At 54.4% G+C, this 22073-nt stretch carries 20 protein-coding genes and 1 pseudogene; 17 read left to right on the top strand and 4 right to left on the bottom strand.

What is annotated here, in order from left to right; translation table 11 throughout:
• Positions 1 to 92: 92 nt before the first annotated feature.
• Entirely contained in the window at positions 93 to 1391 is a 1299-nt protein-coding gene (locus P0H77_RS21765; protein WP_276159220.1) for an anaerobic sulfatase maturase, read from the top strand.
• Between the two features lie 95 nt (positions 1392 to 1486).
• Here the strand turns inward: P0H77_RS21765 and P0H77_RS21760 are convergent, their stop codons facing one another.
• The gene (locus P0H77_RS21760) at positions 1487 to 2302 is read right to left on the bottom strand and encodes a dienelactone hydrolase family protein (RefSeq protein ID WP_276159219.1); all 816 of its coding nucleotides are present in this window, start codon (positions 2300 to 2302) and stop codon (positions 1487 to 1489) included.
• Positions 2303 to 2557: 255 nt separating this feature from the next.
• On the opposite strand from P0H77_RS21760, the gene udp reads away from it, so the two are divergent.
• The 9 genes from udp to tatD all read left to right on the top strand — a co-directional run bounded on the left by udp (position 2558) and on the right by tatD (position 10724).
• A complete protein-coding gene (gene udp, locus P0H77_RS21755; protein ID WP_176917609.1) occupies positions 2558 to 3319 on the top strand; it encodes a uridine phosphorylase in 762 nt (253 codons plus the stop codon).
• Positions 3320 to 3538: 219 nt separating this feature from the next.
• A complete protein-coding gene (rmuC, locus tag P0H77_RS21750) occupies positions 3539 to 4945 on the top strand; it encodes a DNA recombination protein RmuC (protein ID WP_276159218.1) in 1407 nt (468 codons plus the stop codon).
• 94 nt (positions 4946 to 5039) lie between these two features.
• Positions 5040 to 5795: a bifunctional demethylmenaquinone methyltransferase/2-methoxy-6-polyprenyl-1,4-benzoquinol methylase UbiE gene (gene ubiE, locus P0H77_RS21745; RefSeq protein ID WP_276159217.1), complete on the top strand. Its 756-nt coding sequence runs from the start codon at positions 5040 to 5042 to the stop codon at positions 5793 to 5795.
• A gap of 12 nt (positions 5796 to 5807) precedes the next feature.
• Positions 5808 to 6413: an SCP2 domain-containing protein gene (locus P0H77_RS21740; RefSeq protein ID WP_276159216.1), complete on the top strand. Its 606-nt coding sequence runs from the start codon at positions 5808 to 5810 to the stop codon at positions 6411 to 6413.
• On the top strand, positions 6410 to 8050 hold the full coding sequence (ubiB, locus tag P0H77_RS21735; RefSeq protein WP_276159215.1) for a ubiquinone biosynthesis regulatory protein kinase UbiB: 1641 nt from the start codon (positions 6410 to 6412) through the stop codon (positions 8048 to 8050). The genes P0H77_RS21740 and ubiB overlap by 4 nt, the downstream gene beginning before the upstream one ends.
• A 95-nt stretch (positions 8051 to 8145) precedes the next feature.
• Entirely contained in the window at positions 8146 to 8400 is a 255-nt protein-coding gene (gene tatA / locus P0H77_RS21730; protein ID WP_276159214.1) for a Sec-independent protein translocase subunit TatA, read from the top strand.
• Positions 8401 to 8403: 3 nt separating this feature from the next.
• Entirely contained in the window at positions 8404 to 8934 is a 531-nt protein-coding gene (gene tatB, locus P0H77_RS21725; protein WP_276159213.1) for a Sec-independent protein translocase protein TatB, read from the top strand.
• A gap of 2 nt (positions 8935 to 8936) precedes the next feature.
• Positions 8937 to 9704 carry a Sec-independent protein translocase subunit TatC gene (gene tatC, locus P0H77_RS21720; protein ID WP_276159212.1) on the top strand — a complete coding sequence of 256 codons (768 nt, stop codon included), beginning with the start codon at positions 8937 to 8939 and terminating at the stop codon, positions 9702 to 9704.
• A 237-nt stretch (positions 9705 to 9941) separates the two neighbouring features.
• The gene (gene tatD / locus P0H77_RS21715; RefSeq protein WP_276159211.1) at positions 9942 to 10724 is read left to right on the top strand and encodes a 3'-5' ssDNA/RNA exonuclease TatD; all 783 of its coding nucleotides are present in this window, start codon (positions 9942 to 9944) and stop codon (positions 10722 to 10724) included.
• Between the two features lie 3 nt (positions 10725 to 10727).
• Here tatD and rfaH read toward each other — a convergent pair whose 3' ends face one another.
• Positions 10728 to 11216: a transcription/translation regulatory transformer protein RfaH gene (gene rfaH / locus P0H77_RS21710; RefSeq protein ID WP_276159210.1), complete on the bottom strand. Its 489-nt coding sequence runs from the start codon at positions 11214 to 11216 to the stop codon at positions 10728 to 10730.
• 176 nt (positions 11217 to 11392) lie between these two features.
• Between rfaH and ubiD the strand changes: the two genes are divergently transcribed.
• From ubiD to P0H77_RS21685, 5 genes and pseudogenes are all read left to right on the top strand, one after another.
• Positions 11393 to 12874 carry a 4-hydroxy-3-polyprenylbenzoate decarboxylase gene (ubiD, locus tag P0H77_RS21705; RefSeq protein ID WP_276159209.1) on the top strand — a complete coding sequence of 494 codons (1482 nt, stop codon included), beginning with the start codon at positions 11393 to 11395 and terminating at the stop codon, positions 12872 to 12874.
• An 83-nt stretch (positions 12875 to 12957) separates the two neighbouring features.
• Entirely contained in the window at positions 12958 to 13659 is a 702-nt protein-coding gene (fre, locus tag P0H77_RS21700; protein ID WP_276159208.1) for an NAD(P)H-flavin reductase, read from the top strand.
• Positions 13660 to 13873: 214 nt separating this feature from the next.
• Entirely contained in the window at positions 13874 to 14803 is a 930-nt protein-coding gene (locus P0H77_RS21695; RefSeq protein WP_276159207.1) for an ROK family protein, read from the top strand.
• A complete protein-coding gene (locus P0H77_RS21690) occupies positions 14800 to 15789 on the top strand; it encodes a LacI family DNA-binding transcriptional regulator (RefSeq protein ID WP_276159206.1) in 990 nt (329 codons plus the stop codon). Before P0H77_RS21695 ends, P0H77_RS21690 begins: the two co-directional genes overlap by 4 nt.
• 148 nt (positions 15790 to 15937) lie before the next feature.
• Positions 15938 to 16453, top strand: a pseudogene (locus P0H77_RS21685) (DUF1287 domain-containing protein); the annotation flags it as partial.
• A 97-nt stretch (positions 16454 to 16550) separates the two neighbouring features.
• On the opposite strand, the gene fadA reads toward P0H77_RS21685, so the two are convergent.
• Together fadA and fadB are read right to left on the bottom strand one after the other, a co-directional pair.
• Positions 16551 to 17714, bottom strand: a complete 1164-nt coding sequence (gene fadA, locus P0H77_RS21680; RefSeq protein WP_194208611.1) for an acetyl-CoA C-acyltransferase FadA — start codon at positions 17712 to 17714, stop codon at positions 16551 to 16553.
• Positions 17715 to 17723: 9 nt separating this feature from the next.
• Complete coding sequence (fadB, locus tag P0H77_RS21675; protein ID WP_276159205.1) at positions 17724 to 19913, bottom strand: fatty acid oxidation complex subunit alpha FadB; 2190 nt, start codon at positions 19911 to 19913, stop codon at positions 17724 to 17726.
• Between the two features lie 188 nt (positions 19914 to 20101).
• On the opposite strand from fadB, the gene pepQ reads away from it, so the two are divergent.
• Together pepQ and P0H77_RS21665 are read left to right on the top strand one after the other, a co-directional pair.
• Entirely contained in the window at positions 20102 to 21433 is a 1332-nt protein-coding gene (gene pepQ / locus P0H77_RS21670) for a Xaa-Pro dipeptidase (protein WP_276159204.1), read from the top strand.
• Positions 21433 to 22047: an IMPACT family protein gene (locus P0H77_RS21665; RefSeq protein WP_276159203.1), complete on the top strand. Its 615-nt coding sequence runs from the start codon at positions 21433 to 21435 to the stop codon at positions 22045 to 22047. Before pepQ ends, P0H77_RS21665 begins: the two co-directional genes overlap by 1 nt.
• The last annotated feature ends 26 nt before the right edge of the window (positions 22048 to 22073 follow it).

The raw sequence follows: 22073 nt of genomic DNA, 5'->3' as shown, positions 1-22073 counted from the left end.
AGGAGCCTGTTACAGGTAATGCTGGAAGCGGCTGGCGCGAGGTTATACAGTTCACAAAAGCGTTTAATTAAACGATAAGGATATGAGTGAGCATGTCTATCAGCGGTTGCCACGTCATGGCAAAGCCTACAGGCTCAGTATGCAACATCGATTGCCAGTACTGTTTCTATCTTGAAAAAGAGGCGCTTTATCCGGAGCGCAACAAAAACTGGCGGATGTCAGACGGGACGCTGGAAACCTATATTCGTCAGCATATTGAGGCGCAAGGCGGTAACGAGGCGATCTTTGCCTGGCAGGGCGGCGAGCCGACAATGATCGGGCTGCCCTTTTTCCGCCGGGTAGTCGAACTGTGCGAGAAGCACGCTAACGGCAAAAAAATCAGTCATGCCCTGCAAACCAACGGCATTTTGCTCAATCCGGAATGGGCGCAGTTTTTTGCCGAACATCATTTTCTGATTGGTTTGTCCGTCGATGGCCCTGCGCATCTGCATGATAAATATCGCGTAACGCGTTCAGGCAAAGGCACCCACGCGCAGGTGATGGCGGGCATGGCGCTGCTTAAAGAATACCACGTTGAGTTTAATACCCTGACCGTGGTGGGCGCGCATAACGTCGGTCATGCGCGTGAGGTGTACGAGTTTCTGCTGGCAGCCGGCTCCCGCTATATCCAGTTTATCCCGCTGGTGGAGCGAATGAGTACTGAAGCCTCATCGGTACTTAATCTGGTGATGCCCGGCGAGAGCGCGGCAACGCTGGCACCGTGGACCGTGCCCTCGTGGCAGTACGGCGAATTCCTTAACCAGATCTTTGATATCTGGGTGCGGCGCGATGTCGGGAATGTCTACGTGCAGATGTTTGATGTGGCGCTCTCGGCCTGGTGCGGCCAGCCGCCGGTGCTGTGCGTGTTTTCTGAAAACTGCGGCCATGCTTTCGCCCTGGAATCTAACGGCGATCTCTATAACTGCGACCACTATGTCTACCCTGAGCATATGCTGGGCAATATTCATCAGAAAAGCATTAAAGAGATGAATAACAGCGAGCAGGCCATTACTTTTGGTCGGGCAAAGCGGGAGACGCTGACCGCCGACTGTCGAAAGTGCGACTATCGCTTTGTTTGCCACGGTGGCTGTCCTAAACATCGCTTTGCCGTCTCGCCTTCCGGGCATCCTGGCCATAACTACCTGTGCGCAGGGTATGAACATTTTTTTCGCCATATTACGCGCAACATGAACATCATGAAGGATCTGGTCACCAACGGCTATCCGCCACAGGCGATCATGCGCGTGCTGGCGCAGGAGAAAACGGTCAACGCGGGGAAGGTGAATCGTAACGATCCCTGTCCCTGTGGCAGCGGCAAAAAATATAAAAAATGCTGTGGGATCTCTGCCTGACGGTACGGCGTTGACGGCGGATCGCCGGGTAAGGCGAAGCCGCTACCCGGCAAAACGGCGAACAAAACAGCAAAACAGGTTTGCCACTCCCCTCATTATTCCGCTTTCTTACCCACATAGCGGGCAAACCATGCCAGCATTTTCTGCCAGCCATCTTTCGCCGAGGCCTCATGGTAACTCGGACGATAATCCGCATTAAACGCGTGCCCGGCTTCCGGATAGACAATAATTTCTGCCGTCGCAGTGGCATCCCGCAGCGCATGACGCATTTTCTCCAGGCTTTCCTGAGGAATACTGTTGTCCTGAGCGCCATACAGCCCCAGCACCGGCGCGCTTAGCTCGGTTGCCACATCCACAGGATGTTTCGGCGATTTTAACGTCCGATCGCCAACCACTTTGCCATACCACGCCACCGCAGCTTTAAGCTGAGGATTATGCGCGGCATACAGCCAGGCAATACGTCCGCCCCAGCAAAAACCGGTGATGGCAAGACGATGGGCGTCGCCGCCGTTACGTGCAGCCCAGTTCGCGACATGGTCGAGATCGGCCAGCACCTGCGCGTCCGGCACGTTAGCCACCAGCTCTTTTAACAGCGTGCCGACATCGTCATAAGCATTAGGATCGCCCTGACGGAAATAGAGTTCCGGCGCGACAGCCAGATAGCCTTCCAGCGCCAGCCGACGACATAAATCGCGAATGTGCTCATGTACGCCGAAAATTTCCTGCACTACGATAATGACAGGCAGCTCACCTTCCGCGTCTTTTGGCCTGGCGTGATAAGCGGGCATATGCTCGCCCTGTGTCGGGATGGTGGTTTCACCGGTTGCAATCGCGTCTTCAGGCGTGCGAACGATGGTGGAAGCATGGGGTGAGGCCGCGGGTGCGAAACCCGGTTGATTATCAGTCGTCATGGCATTCTCCGTACCCAGTATTAGCGCAGAGTTAACTATAGACCCCACGTTAACAATTCACCGCGTCGGATGCCGATTCGCGATGGCATCTGACCAAAGCATTAGGTTTATTTATGTGATTCATGTCACTATTTTATGGAAATTAACTGCAATAAGTTTCTGTGCAAGTGACTATGGTCACAAAATAGTCTCGATCACTTCTGTAAAGTACCTTTTTGCTTCTTCTGACAAACCGACCCACAGAGGAGTCTTTTTATGTCCAAGTCTGATGTTTTTCATCTCGGCCTCACCAAAAACGACCTACAAGGGGCTACGCTGGCTATCGTCCCTGGCGATCCAGAACGTGTGGAAAAGATCGCCGCGCTGATGGATAAGCCGGTCAAGCTGGCATCTCATCGTGAATTTACCTCCTGGCGCGCTGAACTCGACGGTAAAGCAGTTATTGTATGTTCGACCGGTATCGGCGGACCTTCTACGTCTATTGCCGTCGAAGAACTGGCACAGCTCGGCATTCGTACTTTCCTGCGCGTGGGTACCACCGGCGCGATCCAGTCCCATATCAACGTTGGCGACGTGCTGGTGACCACGGCTTCCGTGCGTCTGGACGGTGCCAGCCTGCACTTCGCGCCGATGGAATATCCGGCAGTAGCTGATTTCGCCTGTACCACCGCGCTGGTGGAAGCGGCGAAAGCGGTCGGCGCGACCACTCACATTGGCGTGACCGCGTCTTCCGACACCTTCTACCCTGGCCAGGAGCGTTACGATACGCATTCAGGGCGCGTGGTGAGCCGTTTCAAAGGTTCAATGGAAGAGTGGCAGTCCATGGGCGTGATGAACTACGAAATGGAATCGGCGACGCTGCTGACCATGTGCTCCAGTCAGGGTCTGCGTGCCGGGATGGTTGCTGGCGTGATCGTTAACCGCACCCAGCAGGAAATTCCGAATGCGGAAACCATGAAACAAACCGAGAGCCACGCCGTGAAAATTGTGGTTGAAGCCGCCCGCCGTCTTCTCTGACAAACCGTCCGTTGATATCGGGACGACCACCGGGTTGGGCCTCCCTCCGGGAACCCAATCCCGGCGTTTCTCCTGACCAGCCTCTTTGCCAGCGATCTGAAGGGCCGACCTGTTCGGTCCTTTCTTTTTGCGTAACGCCTCGCAGAAAAACCTTTTAAACTGGACGTTTATACAGCAAAGCCGTATTTTGCAGGGTGAATGAGTTATGCGGGAGGGTGAATGGACAGCGCAATCATTATCAGCGTACTGCTGATGCTGGCGGGGATCGTCGTCGGTTGGCTGGCGGCAAGCTATCGTGCCGCGCAGCAGCAGGCCGAGATTCTTGCGGAGCAGCGGGAGGTTTTTGGCGAACTGAGCGCCGCAAAGCAGCAGCTTGCTCAGCACAGCCACTGGCGCAACGAGTGCGAACTGCTGAATAACGAGCTGCGTAGCCTGCGGGAAATCAACACCTCGCTGGAAGCCGACCTGCGCGAAGTAACGACTCGCCTTGAAGCGTCTCAGGACAAAACCCGCCAGATGATCAACAGCGAGCAGCGGCTTAACGAGCAATTTGAAAATCTCGCCAACCGCATTTTCGAGCACAGCAACCGCCGGGTGGATGAGCAAAATCGTCAGAGCCTGCACGGCCTGCTGACGCCGTTGCGCGAGCAGCTTGACGGTTTTCGCCGCCAGGTGCAGGACAGTTTTGGCCAGGAGGCGCGGGAAAGGCACACCCTGGCGCATGAAATCCGTAACCTCCAGCAGCTTAATGCGCAAATGGCGCAGGAAGCCCTCAACCTCACGCGCGCCCTGAAAGGCGACAACAAAGCGCAGGGCAACTGGGGAGAAGTGGTACTGACCCGCGTACTGGAAGCCTCCGGGCTGCGTGAAGGCCATGAATATGAAACCCAGGTAAGTATCGAAACCGACACCCGTTCGCGGATGCAGCCGGACGTGATCGTCCGCCTGCCGCAGGGCAAAGACGTGGTGGTTGATGCCAAAATGACGCTGGTGGCCTATGAGCGTTACTTCAATGCCGAAGAAGAGTACACCCGCGAGGCCGCTCTTCAGGAACACATCGCCTCGGTGCGCAATCATATCCGCCTGCTGGGGCGTAAAGATTATCAGCAGTTGCCGGGGCTGCGCAGTCTCGACTATGTATTGATGTTTATCCCCGTTGAACCGGCATTTTTGCTGGCACTCGATCGCCAGCCGGAGCTGATTACCGAAGCGCTGAAAAACAATATCATGCTGGTCAGTCCGACCACGCTACTGGTGGCGTTGCGCACCATTTCCAATCTGTGGCGTTACGAGCATCAAAGCCGCAACGCACAGCATATTGCCGAGCGTGCCAGCCGCCTGTACGACAAAATGCGCCTGTTCGTTGACGATATGTCGTCGGTGGGGCAAAGCCTCGATAAAGCGCAGGACAACTATCGGCAGGCGATGAAAAAACTGACCTCCGGGCGTGGTAATGTATTGTCGCAGGCGGAAGCTTTTCGCGGCCTTGGCGTGGAGATCAAGCGCGAGATTAATCCGGAATTAGCCGAACAGGCTACCGCCCAGGATGAAGAATTTCGACTACGCTCAGGAGCGGAAGCCGATGACGAGCGCGAATTCTCTGCGCAAAACTCCGGGGGGTCATGATCTAAACTCCTTCTCTCGCGGCGGTTGAGTCATAGGGTAAACGTTCTTGATCTGTTACACTTTACGAACAATTTCTTGATAAGCAGGCCTTAAGATGGACGAGAATTCTCAGGATACGACGCATTTTGGTTTTCAGACTGTCGCCAGCGCGCAGAAAGCTGACATGGTGGCGCATGTATTCCATTCCGTTGCCGCAAAATACGATGTCATGAACGATCTGATGTCGTTCGGCATTCATCGCCTATGGAAGCGTTATACCATCGATTGTAGCGGTGTGCGTCGCGGGCAAACCGTGCTGGATCTGGCGGGGGGTACCGGCGATCTGACGGCAAAATTTTCTCGTCTCGTCGGCGACACCGGTCGCGTCGTGCTGGCAGATATTAACGATTCTATGCTGAAGATGGGACGTGAGAAGCTGCGTAATCTTGGTGTCGTGGGCAACGTTGAATACGTTCAGGCCAATGCCGAAGCGCTGCCTTTCCCGGACAACATCTTTGACTGCATCACCATCTCTTTCGGCCTGCGTAACGTAACGGATAAAGAAAAAGCGCTGCGCTCGATGTATCGCGTACTGAAGCCGGGCGGACGTCTGCTGGTACTGGAGTTTTCTAAACCGATTATCGATCCGCTGAGTAAAGCCTACGACGCCTATTCGTTCCACGTCCTGCCGCGCATCGGGCAGATGGTGGCGAATGATGCAGAAAGCTACCGTTATCTGGCTGAATCCATCCGTATGCATCCCGATCAGGAAACCCTGAAGGCGATGATGGAAGACGCGGGTCTGGAGAACGTGAGCTATTACAACCTGACGGCAGGTATCGTCGCGCTGCATCGTGGCTATAAGTTTTAACAGGAGAGCGTAATGCCGTTTAAACCCTTAATCACTGCGGGTATCGAAAATGTCCTCAACGCGTTCCTGTGGCGTGAACGCGGTTTGAAACCTGCCCGCCAGCGTCTCCAGGGAAAAGTATTACGCGTTGTGCTGCAAGAGTTCTCCTCGCCGTTGGTCCTCAGTTTCAGCGAACGTCAGATTGATGTGCTGGGTGAGTGGGAAGGTGAGGCGGACTGTACGGTGATTACCCGCCTGAACGTGCTGCCAAAACTGCGCGACCGCCAGCAGCTTACTGCGCTTATTCGCAGCGGTGAGCTGGAAGTGAACGGCGATATTCAGGTGGTGCAAAATTTTGTCGCCTTAAGCGATCTGGCGGAGTTCGACCTGGCGGAGCTGCTGGCTCCGTGGACAGGCGATATTGCTGCCGAAGGCGTGAGCCGCTTTTTACGCCGTGGAGCGACCTTTCTGAATCGTAGCGTGCAGCGCCAGCAGCGTTATGTGGCCGATGCGCTGACGGAAGAGTGGCGTCTGGCACCGGGTGCGCTGGAAGTGGCGTGGTTTGCTGAAGAAGTCGCTGCCGTCGAACGTTCGGCTACTACTCTGATGACACGGCTGGAAAAGCTGGAGGACAAATGACCCCAGGTGAAGTTCGCCGCCTGTATTTTATCATCCAGACATTTTTGAGCTACGGGCTCGATGAGCTGATCCCAAGAATGCGCCTTACGCTGCCGCTGAGACTCTGGCGGCGCACGCTGTTCTGGATGCCCAACCGTCACAAAGACCGGCTTTTAGGTGAACGCCTGCGCCTGGCGTTACAGGAACTGGGGCCGGTATGGATTAAATTTGGGCAGATGCTCTCAACCCGCCGTGACCTCTTCCCGCCGCAAATCGCCGATCAGCTGGCGATGTTGCAGGACAAGGTCGCGCCTTTTGACGGCGTGCTGGCCAAACAGCAGATTGAAAAAGCGATGGGCGATCTGCCGGTAGAAACGTGGTTTGACGATTTCGATATCAATCCACTGGCCTCGGCATCGATTGCTCAGGTGCATACGGCGCGGCTTAAAGATAACGGCAAAGAGGTGGTCATCAAGGTGATCCGCCCGGATATCCTGCCGGTCATCAAAGCTGACATGAAGCTAATCCACCGGCTCGCGCGCTGGGTTCCACGTCTGCTGCCAGACGGTCGCCGCCTGCGCCCAATGGAAGTGGTGCGCGAGTATGAAAAAACGCTGATAGATGAGCTGGATTTGCTGCGTGAAGCCGCGAATGCCATTCAGCTACGCCGCAACTTTGAAGATAGCCCCATGCTGTACGTGCCGGAAGTCTATTCCGACTACTGTAGCCAGAATATGCTGGTAATGGAGCGTATTTACGGTATCCCTATTTCTGACACTGCCCAACTTGAGCAGCACGGCACCAACATGAAACTGCTGGCCGAACGCGGAGTGCAGGTTTTCTTTACCCAGGTCTTTCGCGACAGTTTTTTCCATGCGGATATGCATCCTGGCAACATTTTTGTGAGTTATGACCATCCTGAAGATCCGCAGTATATTGGCATTGACTGCGGTATCGTTGGTTCGCTTAACAAGGAAGACAAACGCTATCTGGCCGAGAACTTTATCGCCTTCTTTAATCGAGATTATCGTAAGGTGGCGGAGCTTCACGTTGATTCCGGCTGGGTACCGCCAGACACCAACGTGGAAGAGTTTGAATTTGCGATCCGTACCGTTTGCGAGCCAATCTTCGAGAAGCCGCTGGCAGAAATCTCGTTTGGTCATGTGCTGTTGAACCTGTTCAACACGGCGCGCCGTTTTAATATGGAAGTACAGCCGCAGCTTGTTCTTCTGCAGAAGACATTACTGTATATCGAAGGCGTGGGCAGACAGCTTTATCCACAGCTCGATTTATGGAAAACTGCGAAACCTTTCCTGGAAACGTGGATCAAAGATCAGGTGGGTATTCCTTCGCTGATCCGGGCGTGCAAGGAGAAAACACCGTTCTGGATTGAAAAAATGCCGGAAATACCTGAACTGATTTACAACAGCCTGCGTCAGCACAAGCAATTGCAACATAGTGTTGATAAAATCGCTGTGGAACTTCAGGTTAATCACGTGCGACAGGGACAATCCCGCTATTTGTTTGGAATGGGGGCCACGTTGATTCTCAGTGGAACACTACTGTTGATTAATCGACCTGACTGGGAAATGATGCCCGCCTGGCTCATCGCTGGTGGCCTTGTGGTATGGCTTATCGGCTGGCGCAAAACGCGCTAGATTTCGCATCGCGATCGCAAAAACGCCCGGCGTAAAATACGATCGCTTATTTATTCACACTCGTCACCTTGCGAGTTTGTCATTGAGGGTTTTGTATGGGTGGTATTAGCATCTGGCAGTTATTGATTATCGTCGTTATTGTGGTGCTGCTGTTTGGTACCAAGAAACTCAGCTCGCTGGGTTCTGATTTGGGGTCTTCGATCAAAGGCTTTAAGAAAGCCATGAGCGATGAAGATGAGAAGAAAACGCCACCGACTCAGGATGCAGATTTCTCGACTAAAACGCTCGCGGAAAAACAGGAAGAGGCCAGGAAGGAAGAGATCAAACGCCACGACGACAAGCAGGTGTAATTCGTGTTTGACATTGGTTTTAGTGAACTGTTGCTGGTGTTCGTTATTGGCCTGATCGTTCTTGGGCCAAAACGTCTACCAGTGGCTGTTAAAACGGTTGTCGGCTGGATACGCGCTATGCGTTCTCTGGCGTCGACAGTGCAAAATGAGCTGGCGCAGGAGTTAAAAGTCCAGGAGCTTCAGGACAGTCTGAAGAAAGTGGAAAAGGCCAGTCTCAACAACTTAACGCCTGAATTGAAAGCCTCCATGGATGAACTGCGTGAAGCCGCGGAATCCATGAAACGCTCTTACAGCGCTCACGATCCCGAAAAAGAGAGTGACGAAGCCCATACCATCCATAATCCGCTGGTGAAAGGCAACGAAGCGCAGCACGAAGGCGTGACTCCCGCGACGGCCGAAAATCAGGCCAGCGCCCAGGAACACTCTCCCCGGACGCCCGAGGCGGAAACCACTGAGGTTCCTGTGACGCTGGCGAAAAAAACGCTTGCCGCACCCGTTTCTGACTCATCCTCTTCTTCAAGTGATAAAGCGTAAAAATGGCCGTAGAAGATACTCAACCCCTTATTGCGCATCTGATTGAACTGCGCAAGCGCCTGCTTAACAGCATTATTGCTGTTATCGTCATTTTTCTGGCGCTGGTTTATTTTGCCAATGACATTTACTACCTGGTATCCGCGCCGCTGATTAAGCAAATGCCGCTGGGTGCTACGATGATTGCCACCGATGTGGCGTCGCCGTTTTTCACCCCGATTAAACTGACCTTTATGGTCTCGATAATCTTATCTGCACCCGTCATTCTTTATCAGGTTTGGGCCTTTGTCGCGCCAGCGCTGTATAAACATGAACGCCGTCTGGTGATGCCGCTGCTGGTTTCCAGCACACTACTCTTTTACATCGGGATGGCGTTTGCCTACTTTGTCGTATTCCCACTGGCGTTTGGTTTTCTGACGCATACCGCACCGGAAGGGGTTCAGGTCTCGACGGATATCAGTAGCTACCTGAGCTTTGTTATGGCGCTGTTTATGGCCTTTGGCGTTGCCTTCGAGGTGCCGGTCGCTATTATCCTGATCTGCTGGATGGGGGTGACGACGCCTGATGATTTGCGCGGCAAGCGACCTTACGTGCTGGTCGGCGCATTTGTGGTCGGCATGCTGCTGACGCCGCCGGATGTGTTCTCACAGACGCTGCTGGCGATCCCGATGTATTGCCTGTTTGAAGTGGGCCTGTTCTTCTCGCGTTTTTACGTCGGCAAACGACGTAACCGCGATGAAGATGCCGCGCAGGAAGCTGAAAGCGAAGAATAGTTAATTGTACGTGAAGGGCGGCTGAAGTTAGATGGCAAAACTGTTTTGTATATTGTATGCGCCGTTTTGCCGGGTGGCGGCTTTGCCTTACCCGGCCTACGAAAATCATCAATATCAGTAAGTTATTCGCAATCCGTAGGCCTGTGCAAGCGAAGCGCCGCCAGGCATCAGTCCACGGTATAACGTTTGTCAGCAGTCTGACCGCCCGTTCAGGGCGGTTTGTTTTTGGGGAAAACGATGTTTGATATCGGTGTGAATCTTACCAGCTCGCAGTTTGCAAAAGACTACGCAGACGTTGTGGCCCGCGCGCGGGACGCAGGCGTCAGCGGGATGCTATTAACCGGTACCAATCAGCATGAAAGCGAGCAGGCGCAGCGAATGACGCGGGAACTGGCCAATTGCTGGTCAACCGCGGGCGTACACCCTCATGACAGCAGTAGCTGGAGTGCGGAAGTTGCCGACGCTATCTACGCGCTGGCATCGCAGCCGGAAGTGGTGGCGATTGGGGAATGCGGGCTGGATTTTAACCGTAATTACTCCACGTCGCAGGCGCAGGAAGCGGCGTTCAGCGCGCAGCTGGCGATGGCCGCTGAACTTTCAATGCCTGTATTTCTCCACTGCCGCGATGCGCATTCGCGTTTTATGACTTTGCTGGAACCCTGGCTGGATAAGCTGCCGGGTGCAGTCGTTCACTGTTTTACCGGTACGCGCGAGGAAATGCAGCAGTGTATCGATCGGGGGCTGTATATTGGCATCACCGGTTGGGTATGCGATGAACGGCGCGGACTGGAACTGCGGGAATTATTGCCTTTTATTCCCGCAGAAAGGCTGATGATTGAGACCGATGCGCCCTGGCTACTGCCGCGCGATATCCGGCCAAAACCCGCCTCCCGGCGTAATGAACCTGCGCTGCTGAAGCACATTCTTGAACGCGTGGCGCACTGGCGGGGGGAAACCTCAGACACGCTGGAAAGCATCACTGACGCCAATGTCCGGGCTTTATTCGGAATACAGTTTTAAGCGTCAGACCTTGCGGAATTCGGTATTTTTCACGCTGTGCATGACCTGTTTATTTAACAGATTTAGCAGCAGCATAGAGCGGGCTTCGCCGTCAGGCTCGGTGAAAATCGCTTCCAGCCCTTCAAATGCCCCTTCGGTGATGAGCACGCTGTCGCCAGGGTATGGCGTGCCGGGATCGGTGATCCCTTCAGGCTTAGCGATGGAAAGCTGATGGATTACCGCTGAGGGAACGGTCGCCGCTTTTGCGCCGAAACGGACAAAATGGCTGACGCCGCGCGTGGCGTTAATGGTGGTGGTATGAATAACTTCCGGATCGAACTCAACGAACATATAGTTGGGGAATAAAGGCTCGCTGACTGGAGTACGTTTGCCACGCACCATTTTCTCCAGGGTGATCATGGGCGTCAGGCAGTTTACCGCCTGGCGTTCGAGATGCTCCTGTGCGCGCTGAAGTTGTCCGCGTTTGCAGTACAGTAAATACCAGGCTTGCATAATGGCTCTATTCCACTAATCCGGGGCGCAAGCATAACAAAAGGACGCCCTTAAGTTAATTATAATCCCCGCTGATTGTTAGCAAGATCAGAATTCACCCTGATTTAACAAAAATACAGCATCCCCCTGCCTTAGGCCGTATAATAAACCGCTGACAAAGAGGCCATACTGACGCCATGAAATACCACGACTTACGCGATTTTCTGACGCTGCTGGAACAGCAGGGTGAACTTAAACGCATTACGCTTGCGGTCGATCCTCATCTTGAAATCACCGAAATTGCCGATCGCACGCTGCGGGCGGGCGGGCCTGCGCTGCTGTTTGAGAACCCAAAAGGTTATACGATGCCGGTGCTGTGCAATCTCTTCGGCACGCCTGAGCGCGTGGCGATGGGCATGGGCCAGCAGGACGTTAAAGCGTTACGCGAGGTCGGCAAGCTGCTGGCCTTTTTGAAAGAGCCGGAACCACCGAAAGGGTTTCGCGATCTGTTCGATAAACTGCCGCAGTTTAAGCAAGTGCTGAATATGCCGACGAAACGTCTGCGTGGCGCACCCTGTCAGCAAAAGGTGTTCAAGGGCGACGAGGTCGATTTATCACGTATTCCGATTATGACCTGCTGGCCAGAAGATGCCGCGCCGCTGATTACCTGGGGGCTGACGGTTACCCGCGGGCCGCATAAAGAGCGGCAGAATTTAGGCATTTATCGCCAGCAGCTGATTGGCAAAAATAAGCTGATTATGCGCTGGCTGTCGCACCGCGGCGGCGCGCTGGATTATCAGGAGTGGCGTGCCGCCCATCCGGGCGAGCGCTTCCCGGTTTCAGTGGCGCTGGGTGCCGATCCGGCGACTATTCTCGGCGCTGTCACGCCAGTGCCTGATACGCTCTCCGAATACGCCTTTGCCGGCCTGCTGCGCGGCACCAAAACGGAAGTAGTGAAGTGTCTCTCGAACGATCTCGAAGTGCCCGCCAGCGCGGAAATTGTACTTGAGGGATATATTGAGCCAGGCGAAATGGCACCGGAAGGTCCCTATGGCGATCATACTGGCTACTATAACGAGGTCGATAACTTCCCGGTTTTCACCGTGACGCATATTACCCAGCGTGAAGACGCGATTTATCATTCCACTTATACCGGACGTCCGCCAGATGAACCGGCGGTGCTGGGCGTCGCGCTCAACGAAGTCTTTGTACCGATTCTGCAAAAGCAGTTTCCGGAGATTGTCGATTTCTACCTGCCGCCGGAAGGATGCTCCTATCGGCTGGCGGTGGTAACGATGAAGAAACAGTATCCCGGTCACGCGAAACGCGTGATGATGGGCGTATGGTCTTTCCTGCGCCAGTTTATGTACACCAAGTTCGTTATTGTCTGCGATGATGACGTAAACGCTCGCGACTGGAACGATGTGATTTGGGCGATCACTACCCGTATGGACCCTGCACGTGATACGGTACTGGTAGAAAACACGCCAATTGATTATCTGGATTTTGCCTCGCCGGTTTCTGGTCTCGGCTCAAAAATGGGCCTGGATGCGACGAATAAATGGCCGGGTGAGACGCAGCGCGAATGGGGAAGACCCATCAAAAAAGATCCGGACGTAACGGCACGTATTGATGCCATCTGGGATGAACTGGCTATTTTTACTGAAAGCAAAAGCTAACCCCGGACGGTAAATCAGAGTGGCATATCGCCATTCACCTGCAACCTGAAATGTGACGAGTATAGACCCGACAGAGGGAAACCATGACAACCTTAAGCTGTAAAGTGACCTCGGTGGAAGCTATCACCGACACTGTGTATCGCGTCCGTCTGGTGCCGGAAACCGCGTTTTCTTTTCGCGCAGGCCAGTACCTGATGGTCGTTATGGATGAGCGTGACAAACGTCCCTTCTCCATGGCTTCTACCCCGTCTGAAAAAGAGTTTATCGAGTTGCATATCGGTGCCTCTGAACTGAATCTCTACGCGATGGCCGTCATGGATCGCATTTTGAAAGAGCGAAATATCGTTATCGATATTCCTCATGGCGAAGCCTGGCTACGCGAGGACGAAGATCGTCCGTTGATTCTGATTGCTGGCGGAACGGGCTTCTCCTATGCGCGCTCTATCCTGCTTACCGCGCTGGCACAGAATCCGGATCGCCATATCACTATTTACTGGGGCGGGCGTGAAGAGAAGCATCTTTACGATCTGTCCGAGCTGGAAGCGCTTTCCGCCAGTCATCCGAACCTGCGGATTGAAGCCGTGGTGGAGCAACCGGAAGAAAACTGGCGCGGGCGTACCGGTACGGTGTTGACTGCCGTGCTTCAGGATCATGGCTCGCTGGCCGCGCACGATATCTACATTGCCGGTCGTTTCGAAATGGCCAAAATTGCCCGCGATCTGTTCTGTAATGAACGCGGCGCGCGTGAAGACCGCCTGTTTGGTGATGCCTTCGCGTTTATCTGATCGCGATACCGGGAAGGCGGCGTTTTCCCGGTTTTTTCCTGTATAGTAAACTCCTCTCAGCACTCATCTGGCAGTATCACGTACTTTCATCTCACTAAAAATTGTGAGGTTGTACGCAAATAACACTTTTAACTCCCGCCGTTTCCTCTTTCTTAATTGCGTATAGTAAACAAAATCCTCATTCTGCTGCTTTGCCATAAGCTGAGGATTAGCGATGAAATTAGGACTGGATATTGGTGGTACAAAAATCGAAGCCGTCGTTCTGGACGACCGGGGAGCCATTTGCTACCGGGAACGTTACGCGACGCAAAAACAAAGCTATGCGAGCTTTTTTCAGGCGGTCGTCGAGATTATTCGCCATGCGCAGGCCGCTTTTCATGTTCCTTTAACGGTCGGTATTGGCGTCCCGGGTGCGGTTGATCCCACTAGCGGGCTGATTAAAAACTCCAATATTCTGGTGCTGAACCAACAACCTTTCGCCAGCGATCTCGAACAAACCCTGGCGATCCCCGTGACCATTACCAACGACGCCAACTGCTTTACGTTGTCGGAGGCGATGGACGGAAGTGGACAAGGGTACGGCGTGGTATTCGGCGTTATTCTTGGTACTGGCTGCGGTGGCGGGCTTTGTGTGGATCAGCGTTTAATTACGGGGCCGAATGCCTGCGCGGGAGAGTGGGGGCATAACGCGCTTCCCCGCTATGATGCTCAAACGGATGGTGAATCGGCGCTCTGCTATTGTGGCCATCACAATTGCATTGAGAGCTTTATTTCCGGCAGCGGACTGGAGCGTCAGTACCACAACGTGTTTAATAAACACGCGGCGGTACCTGAGATCATGAAGCAGATTAGCGCAGGTGACGACCAGGCAATCGGCTTATGGCAGCGCTATGGCGATCAGCTTGCCCGTGCCCTGGCCAGCATCATCAATATGATTGACCCTGACGTGATTGTTCTGGGCGGCGGCGTGTCAAACATTGATATGCTCTACGGGGAGCTGCAGCAGCGGGTGGCGAAGTACGTTTTTGGCCGCCAGTGTAATACGCCAATTTTACGTGCCAGCCACGGCGACAGTAGCGGCGTGCGCGGCGCGGCCTGGCTTGGTGCGGCATCGTCGAGAATCTCAACAATGAGTAATGAATGACTAAGCCGGTACGGATCAGAGATATTGCGGAAGCCTGCGGGGTGTCGGTGGGCGCGGTTTCTCGCGCCCTGAAGGGACAATCTGGTTTACGTGAAGAGACGCGCCAGCGCATTATTTCGGTGGCGGAGCAGCAAGGCTATGATTTTTCCCGCCTGCGCAGCGAAAAAATAAAACGCATCCTGTTTTTACTTCACCGCCAGCATAACATCAGCCGCGCGCTGCCGTTCTATTCGCAGCTATTGCTGGGCATTGAAGATCGCTGTCGCGACAAAGGCATTGCCCTGAGCTTTCTGGCGATCGGCCCTGGCGATGCCATGAGTGAACAGGTAATGCTGCACCAGCCCGATGCGCTGATTTGCGCGGGCTTCTTCGAACCGGAACTTCTGGCCTTGTTACAGCAAATGAAGCTGCCGCTGGTGCTGGCGGATTCATGGGCTCCGGGATTACCGTGTGTTAATCCCGATAATATGCTGGGAGGTGAATTAGCCACCCGCCATCTTATTGCGCAGGGAAGACGGCGTATTGCGTTTCTGGCGAGCACATTGTCGCACTACAGTATTCGCCAGCGCGAAAAAGGCTATCGGAAAGCGTTGTACGATGCGCAAATGCTGATGCCACCTGACTATGAAGCCATCGCGCCGCCGCTGCTGGATACCGGGCAGTCGCTTATTCAGGCAGTGAATGAGCTTCTCGATCTCCCTGAACCGCCGGATGCGATTTTCGCCTATAACGACGCGGCGGCGCTGATGGTGATGCAGCTCTGTGCCGAACGCGGATTACGTATTCCTGAAGATATAGCGCTGGTCGGTTTTGATGACATTGATTCCGCCGCGTGGGCGTCGCCACCGTTAACTACTATCGCCGTCGATAAACAACAACTGGGGCGCGAAGCGGTTCGGCTTCTGCTGGAAGGAACACTGGAAGATAATCAACTGCTTCCCGTCAGCCTGGTGATGCGCGGCAGCACAGAAAAAACGGGACTCTGACGTACAGGGTTAGTATTACGCAGATTGTTCAGGGAGGAGTACGATGCATAAAGTGTTTATCGTCGCGATAATTCTGGTTGGTGGTCTGGCAAGCCAGACACTGCTCTCGCCAAAGGTAGAGGGTGTCCCGGTGGCGTTGTCGTCGGTATCATCCGCTAATGTGGCGGTTGCCAGCAGCGCCAGACAGCAGGTGGGAAAGACGCTGTTTTACGATCCTGCTTACAGCCGAATCAGCTATCCTGGTGGTGATGTGCCGCTGGAGCGCGGCGTTTGTGCCGATGTGGTGATCCGCGCCTTGCGGAGTCAGCAGGTCGATTTACAGCAGTTGGTACATGACGATATGAAGGCGCACTTCTCTGCCTATCCGCAAAAGTGGAAGCTGACCCGTCCCGATACCAATATTGACCATCGGCGAGTATTCAATCTGGAAACCTGGTTTGCCCGGCATCATAAATCTCAGCCGGTAAGCGACAGCCTGGCGGATTATCTTCCCGGCGATATCGTTTCATGGCGGCTTGATAACGGCCTCGCCCATATTGGTATCGTTGCTGATGAACGGGCGCGGGACGGGACGCCGCTGGTGGTTCACAATATTGGGTCAGGTGCACAGCTGGAGAATGTGCTGTTTAGCTGGCGCATTGTGGGACATTATCGCTACTTTTAACGTGAAAAAGCCCGCCCCTGACAGGCGGGAAAAACGGCAACTAAACTTTTATGCCGGATAAGACGTTTAAGCGTCATTATCCGGCCAGAAACAGACGTTAAACCCGCTCAAACACCGTTGCGATCCCCTGACCCAGCCCGATGCACATCGTTGCCAGACCAAACTGCACGTCCTGGCGTTCCATCAGGTTCAACAGCGTGGTGCTGATACGTGCTCCGGAGCAGCCGAGTGGATGGCCCAGGGCAATTGCGCCGCCGTTGAGGTTGATCTTCTCGTCGATCTGCTCCATCAATCCCAGATCTTTAATGCATGGCAGGATCTGCGCCGCGAAGGCTTCGTTCATCTCAAACAGACCGATATCGCTGGTCGAGAGCCCCGCTTTTTTCAGCGCCAGCCTTGAGGCCGGAACCGGGCCGTAGCCCATGATAGAGGGATCGCAGCCGACGACCGCCATGGAGCGAATGCGGGCGCGAGGCGTAAGGCCCAGCTCACGAGCGCGGCTTTCGCTCATGACCAGCATGGCCGCTGCACCGTCGGAAAGGGCAGAAGAAGTGCCTGCGGTGACCGTGCCGCTGACCGGATCGAATGCCGGTTTCAGCGCCGAAAGGGCATCAACCGTGGTTTCCGGACGGATCACTTCGTCGTAGTTGAACTGCTTCAGCACGCCATCGGCATCGTGACCGCCGGTGGGGATGATTTCCTTTTTGAACGCGCCAGACTGCGTGGCGGCCCAGGCGCGGGCATGGGAACGCGCGGCGAACTGGTCCTGCATTTCACGACTGATGCCGTGCATGCGGGAGAGCATCTCTGCCGTCAGCCCCATCATTCCCGCCGCTTTAGCGACGTTGCGGCTTAAGCCCGGGTGGAAATCGACGCCGTGGCTCATCGGCACGTGGCCCATATGTTCCACGCCACCCACCAGGCAGGCCTGCGCGTCGCCAGTCATAATCATTCGCGCCGCGTCGTGTAATGCCTGCATCGACGAGCCGCACAGACGGTTAACGGTCACCGCCGGAACGGAATGGGGGATTTCCGCTAACAGCGCGGCGTTGCGGGCGATGTTGAAACCCTGCTCCAGCGTTTGCTGCACGCAGCCCCAGTAAATATCATCTAAGGCGCTGGCCTCTAAAGCCGGATTGCGCGCCAGCAGGCTACGCATTAAATGCGCCGAGAGATCTTCCGCACGCACGTGGCGGAACGCGCCCCCTTTGGAACGCCCCATCGGGGTACGAATTGCATCTACAATAACAACCTGTTCCATTGTGACTCCTTAAGCCGTTTTCAGCTCGCCAACCGGACGGGCAGGCTCAACCGGGGGATAGTACGGTTCGTTCTGGCGCGCTTTCTGTTGCAGACCTTCAGGCACGGCATACAGCGAACCGAGGTGCTGATATTGCTGGGCCATATCAAGGTATTTTGCGCTGCCAAGCGTATCCAGCCAGCGGAATGCGCCGCCGTGGAACGGCGGGAAGCCGAGACCGTAAACCAGCGCCATATCGGCTTCCGCCGGGCTGGCAATGATGCCTTCTTCCAGACAGCGCACCACTTCGTTGACCATCGGGATCATCATGCGGGCAATAATCTCGTCATCGCTAAAATCGTGCTTCGCTTTGCTGACGTCGACCAGCAGACTATCGACGGCGTCATCTTCTTCTTTCTTCGGTTTACCTTTGCTGTCTTCTTTATAACGCCAGAAACCGAGGCCGTTTTTCTGCCCGTAACGATTAGCGTCAAACAGCGCGTCGATGGCATCGCGGTAATCTTTCTGCATCCGCTGCGGGAAACCCGCGGCCATAACAGCCTGGGCATGATGCGCAGTATCAATGCCGACCACGTCCAGCAGATAGGCCGGGCCCATCGGCCAGCCGAACTGTTTCTCCATCACTTTATCAACCTTGCGGAAGTCCGCGCCGTCGCGCAGCAGCTGGCTGAATCCGGCGAAGTAGGGGAACAGGACGCGGTTAACAAAGAAGCCGGGGCAGTCGTTGACCACAATCGGTGTTTTACCCATTTTGCTGGCCCAGGCGACCACTTTGGCAATCGTCTGGTCAGAGGTTTTTTCACCGCGAATCACTTCGACCAGCGGCATCCGGTGCACCGGGTTAAAGAAGTGCATACCGCAGAAGTTTTCCGGGCGCTTCAGTACGCTGGCCAGTTCGCTAATCGGAATGGTCGAGGTGTTAGAGGCCAGGACGGTATCCGGAAGAACCTTCTCTTCCGTTTCCGCCAGCACCGCTTTTTTCACTTTTGGATTTTCAACCACCGCTTCGACGATGACATCAGCACGTTCAAAATCGGCGTAATTTAACGTTGGCTGGATAGTGGAAATAATCCCGGCCAGCTTCAGGCCGTTGATTTTGCCGCGCTCAAGCTGCTTGTTCAGCAGTTTGCCAGCTTCATTCATCCCAAGGGTCAACGACTTCTCGTTAATATCCTTCATGATGACCGGCACGCCTTTCCAGGCCGACTGATATGCGATACCGCCGCCCATGATGCCCGCGCCCAGCACGGCTGCCTGCTTCGGCGTCTCGACATCTTTGGTCAGCTTTTTCGCTTTACCTTTCACATATTGATCGTTGAGGAAAATGCCGACCAGCGCGCGTGCCTCGGTGGAGTGGGCCAGTGGGACAAAGCTTTGGTTCTCCAGTTCCAGCGCTTCATCCCGACCATGGCGGGAAGCCGCTTCGATCGTTTTTACGGCGGTGATAGGAGCCGGATAATGTTTCCCTGCCGTCTGCATCACCATGCCTTTGGCGATGGTGAAGCTCATGGTGGCTTCAATTTTACTTAAATGCAGCGGCTCCAGCTTCGGCTGGCGTTTGGCTTTCCAGTCCAGATCGCCGTTGATCGCCTGACGCAGAATGGCAATGGCGCCCTCACGCAGTTTTTCGGTTTTCACTACGCCGTCGACCAGCCCGAGTTTAAGCGCCTGATCGGCGCTGACATCTTTTCCGGCGGCGATAATTTCCAGTGCGCTATCCGCTCCCAGCAGGCGAGGCAGACGTACGGAACCACCAAAGCCTGGCATGATACCCAGTTTGGTTTCCGGCAGGCCGATGCGCAGATCTGGCGTGGCGAGGCGATAATCGGTTGCCAGCACACATTCGCAGCCGCCGCCTAATGCATAACCGTTGACGGCGGAAAGGGTGGGAACCGGGAGATCTTCCAGACGGCAAAAGACGCTGTTCGCAAAACGTAGCCACTGGCTTAACTGCTCCTGCGGGACGAGGAACAGCGAGAGAAATTCGGTGATATCAGCACCCACGATAAAAGCCGCTTTATTTGAACTGAGCAGCAGCCCTTTTAAATCTTTTTGTTGCTCCAGCACGTCCAGCGCCTTGCCAAGGCTGGCAACGGTCGCAGTGTCGAGTTTGTTTACCGAGCCGGGCGCATCGAATACCAGTTCAGCGATGCCGTCTTCCAGCCAGTCAAGGTACAGGGTGTCGCCTTTGTAAAGCATGTCAGTCTCCTGAATCCGCGAAGGGATCTGGTCATACCAGATGAAGCGGAGTGTGGATTTTATGTTAAAAAAATGCAAATTAATCATTAAAAAATTGCTGGCGCGATCACGCTCATGCGAAATCGCCCAGCCTTTGTGAGGTGTGTTAAGATGCAAAGATCAGGGGCTAAATTTTGAAGGATAACGAGATGGATTCACTGGCTACACTTTATAAAAATCATATCGTTACATTGCAGGAGCGTACTCGCGACGTGCTGGCACGCTTTAAGCTTGATGCGCTACTTATTCATTCCGGTGAACTGTTTAATGTCTTCCTTGACGATCACCCGTATCCGTTCAAGGTCAACCCGCAATTCAAAGCATGGGTGCCGGTCACGCAGGTGCCAAACTGCTGGCTACTGGTGGATGGCGTCAATAAACCGAAGCTGTGGTTTTACCTGCCGGTCGATTACTGGCACAACGTGGAGCCGCTGCCGACGTCATTCTGGACAGAAGAAATAGACGTTATTGCGCTCCCGAAAGCGGACGGCATTGGCAGCCAGCTGCCTGCCGCGCGCGGTAATCTGGGTTATATCGGCCCGGTTCCAGAACGCGCGCTAGGGTTGGATATTGCTGCCAGCAATATCAACCCGAAAGGAGTAATCGATTATCTGCATTACCATCGCGCGTATAAGACCGACTATGAACTTGCCTGTATGCGCGAAGCGCAAAAAACGGCGGTTAACGGGCATCGCGCGGCGGAAGAGGCTTTCCGCTCGGGCATGAGCGAATTTGATATCAATATTGCCTATCTGACGGCGACGGGCCATCGCGATATTGACGTGCCTTACAGCAACATCGTCGCGTTAAATGAGCATGCGTCCGTGCTGCATTACACTAAACTCGATCACCATGCGCCCTCTGAAATGCGCAGTTTCTTGCTGGATGCGGGCGCGGAATATAACGGTTATGCGGCTGACCTTACGCGTACCTGGGCGGCGAATAGTGATAACGACTACGCGCAGATGATTAAAGATGTAAATGATGAACAACTGGCGCTGATTGCCACCATGAAAGCGGGCGTTAGCTACGTGGATTATCATCTTCAGTTCCACCAACGCATCGCCAAAATTCTGCGTAAACACCAAATCCTTGTGGATATGAGTGAAGAGGCGCTGGTGGAAAACGATCTGACCGGACCGTTTATGCCGCACGGGATTGGACATCCGCTGGGGTTGCAGGTGCATGATGTCGCCGGTTTTATGCAGGATGATGCCGGTACCCATCTCGCTGCGCCGTCGAAATATCCATATCTGCGCTGCACACGCGTGCTGCAACCAGGCATGGTGCTGACGATTGAGCCGGGGATTTACTTCATCGAATCGCTGTTAGCGCCGTGGCGTGAAGGGCAGTTCAGTAAGCATTTCAACTGGCAGAAAATCGAAGCGCTTAAACCGTTCGGCGGCATTCGTATCGAAGACAACGTGGTGATCCATGAAAACCATGTTGAAAATATGACGCGGGATTTAAAACTGGCGTAATGGACAGTTGGTTAATCCCGGCGGCACCGGTTAGCGTCGTTGAAGAGATCAAAAAAAGCCGCTTCATTACCCTGCTCGCGCATACGGACGGCGTTGAGGCGGCGAAAGCGTTCGTTGAGTCCGTGCGGGCCGCGCATCCGGATGCGCGTCATCATTGCGTAGCGTGGGTGGCCGGTGCGCCGGATGATTCACAGCAGCTTGGCTTTTCAGACGACGGTGAACCAGCGGGAACGGCGGGGAAACCGATGCTCGCGCAATTGATGGGCTGCGGCGTTGGAGAGATTACTGCCGTGGTGGTGCGCTACTATGGCGGCGTTCTTCTCGGAACGGGTGGGCTGGTAAAAGCCTATGGCGGCGGCGTGAGCCAGGCATTGCGGCAGTTAACGACGCAGCGCAAGACGCCATTAACCGAATATACTTTGCAGTGTGAATATAGTCAGTTAGCCGGCATAGAAACCTTGTTAGGGCAATTTGCCGGTAACATCGTCAGCAGCGAGTATCAGGCCGTTGTGGTGCTGCGAGTGGCGCTTCCTTATGCGAAAGTGGATGCATTTTCAGCAAGGCTGGCGGATTTTAGCCGTGGTTCATTGCAATTGTTAGCGATTGAAGAATAATCCCCACCTTATTTTTACTATCACAG

Origin of the sequence: Superficieibacter sp. HKU1 (genome assembly GCF_029319185.1) — a bacterium.
Classification (GTDB): Bacteria; Pseudomonadota; Gammaproteobacteria; order Enterobacterales; family Enterobacteriaceae; genus Superficieibacter.
This window is presented reverse-complemented; position numbering and strand designations above follow the sequence as displayed.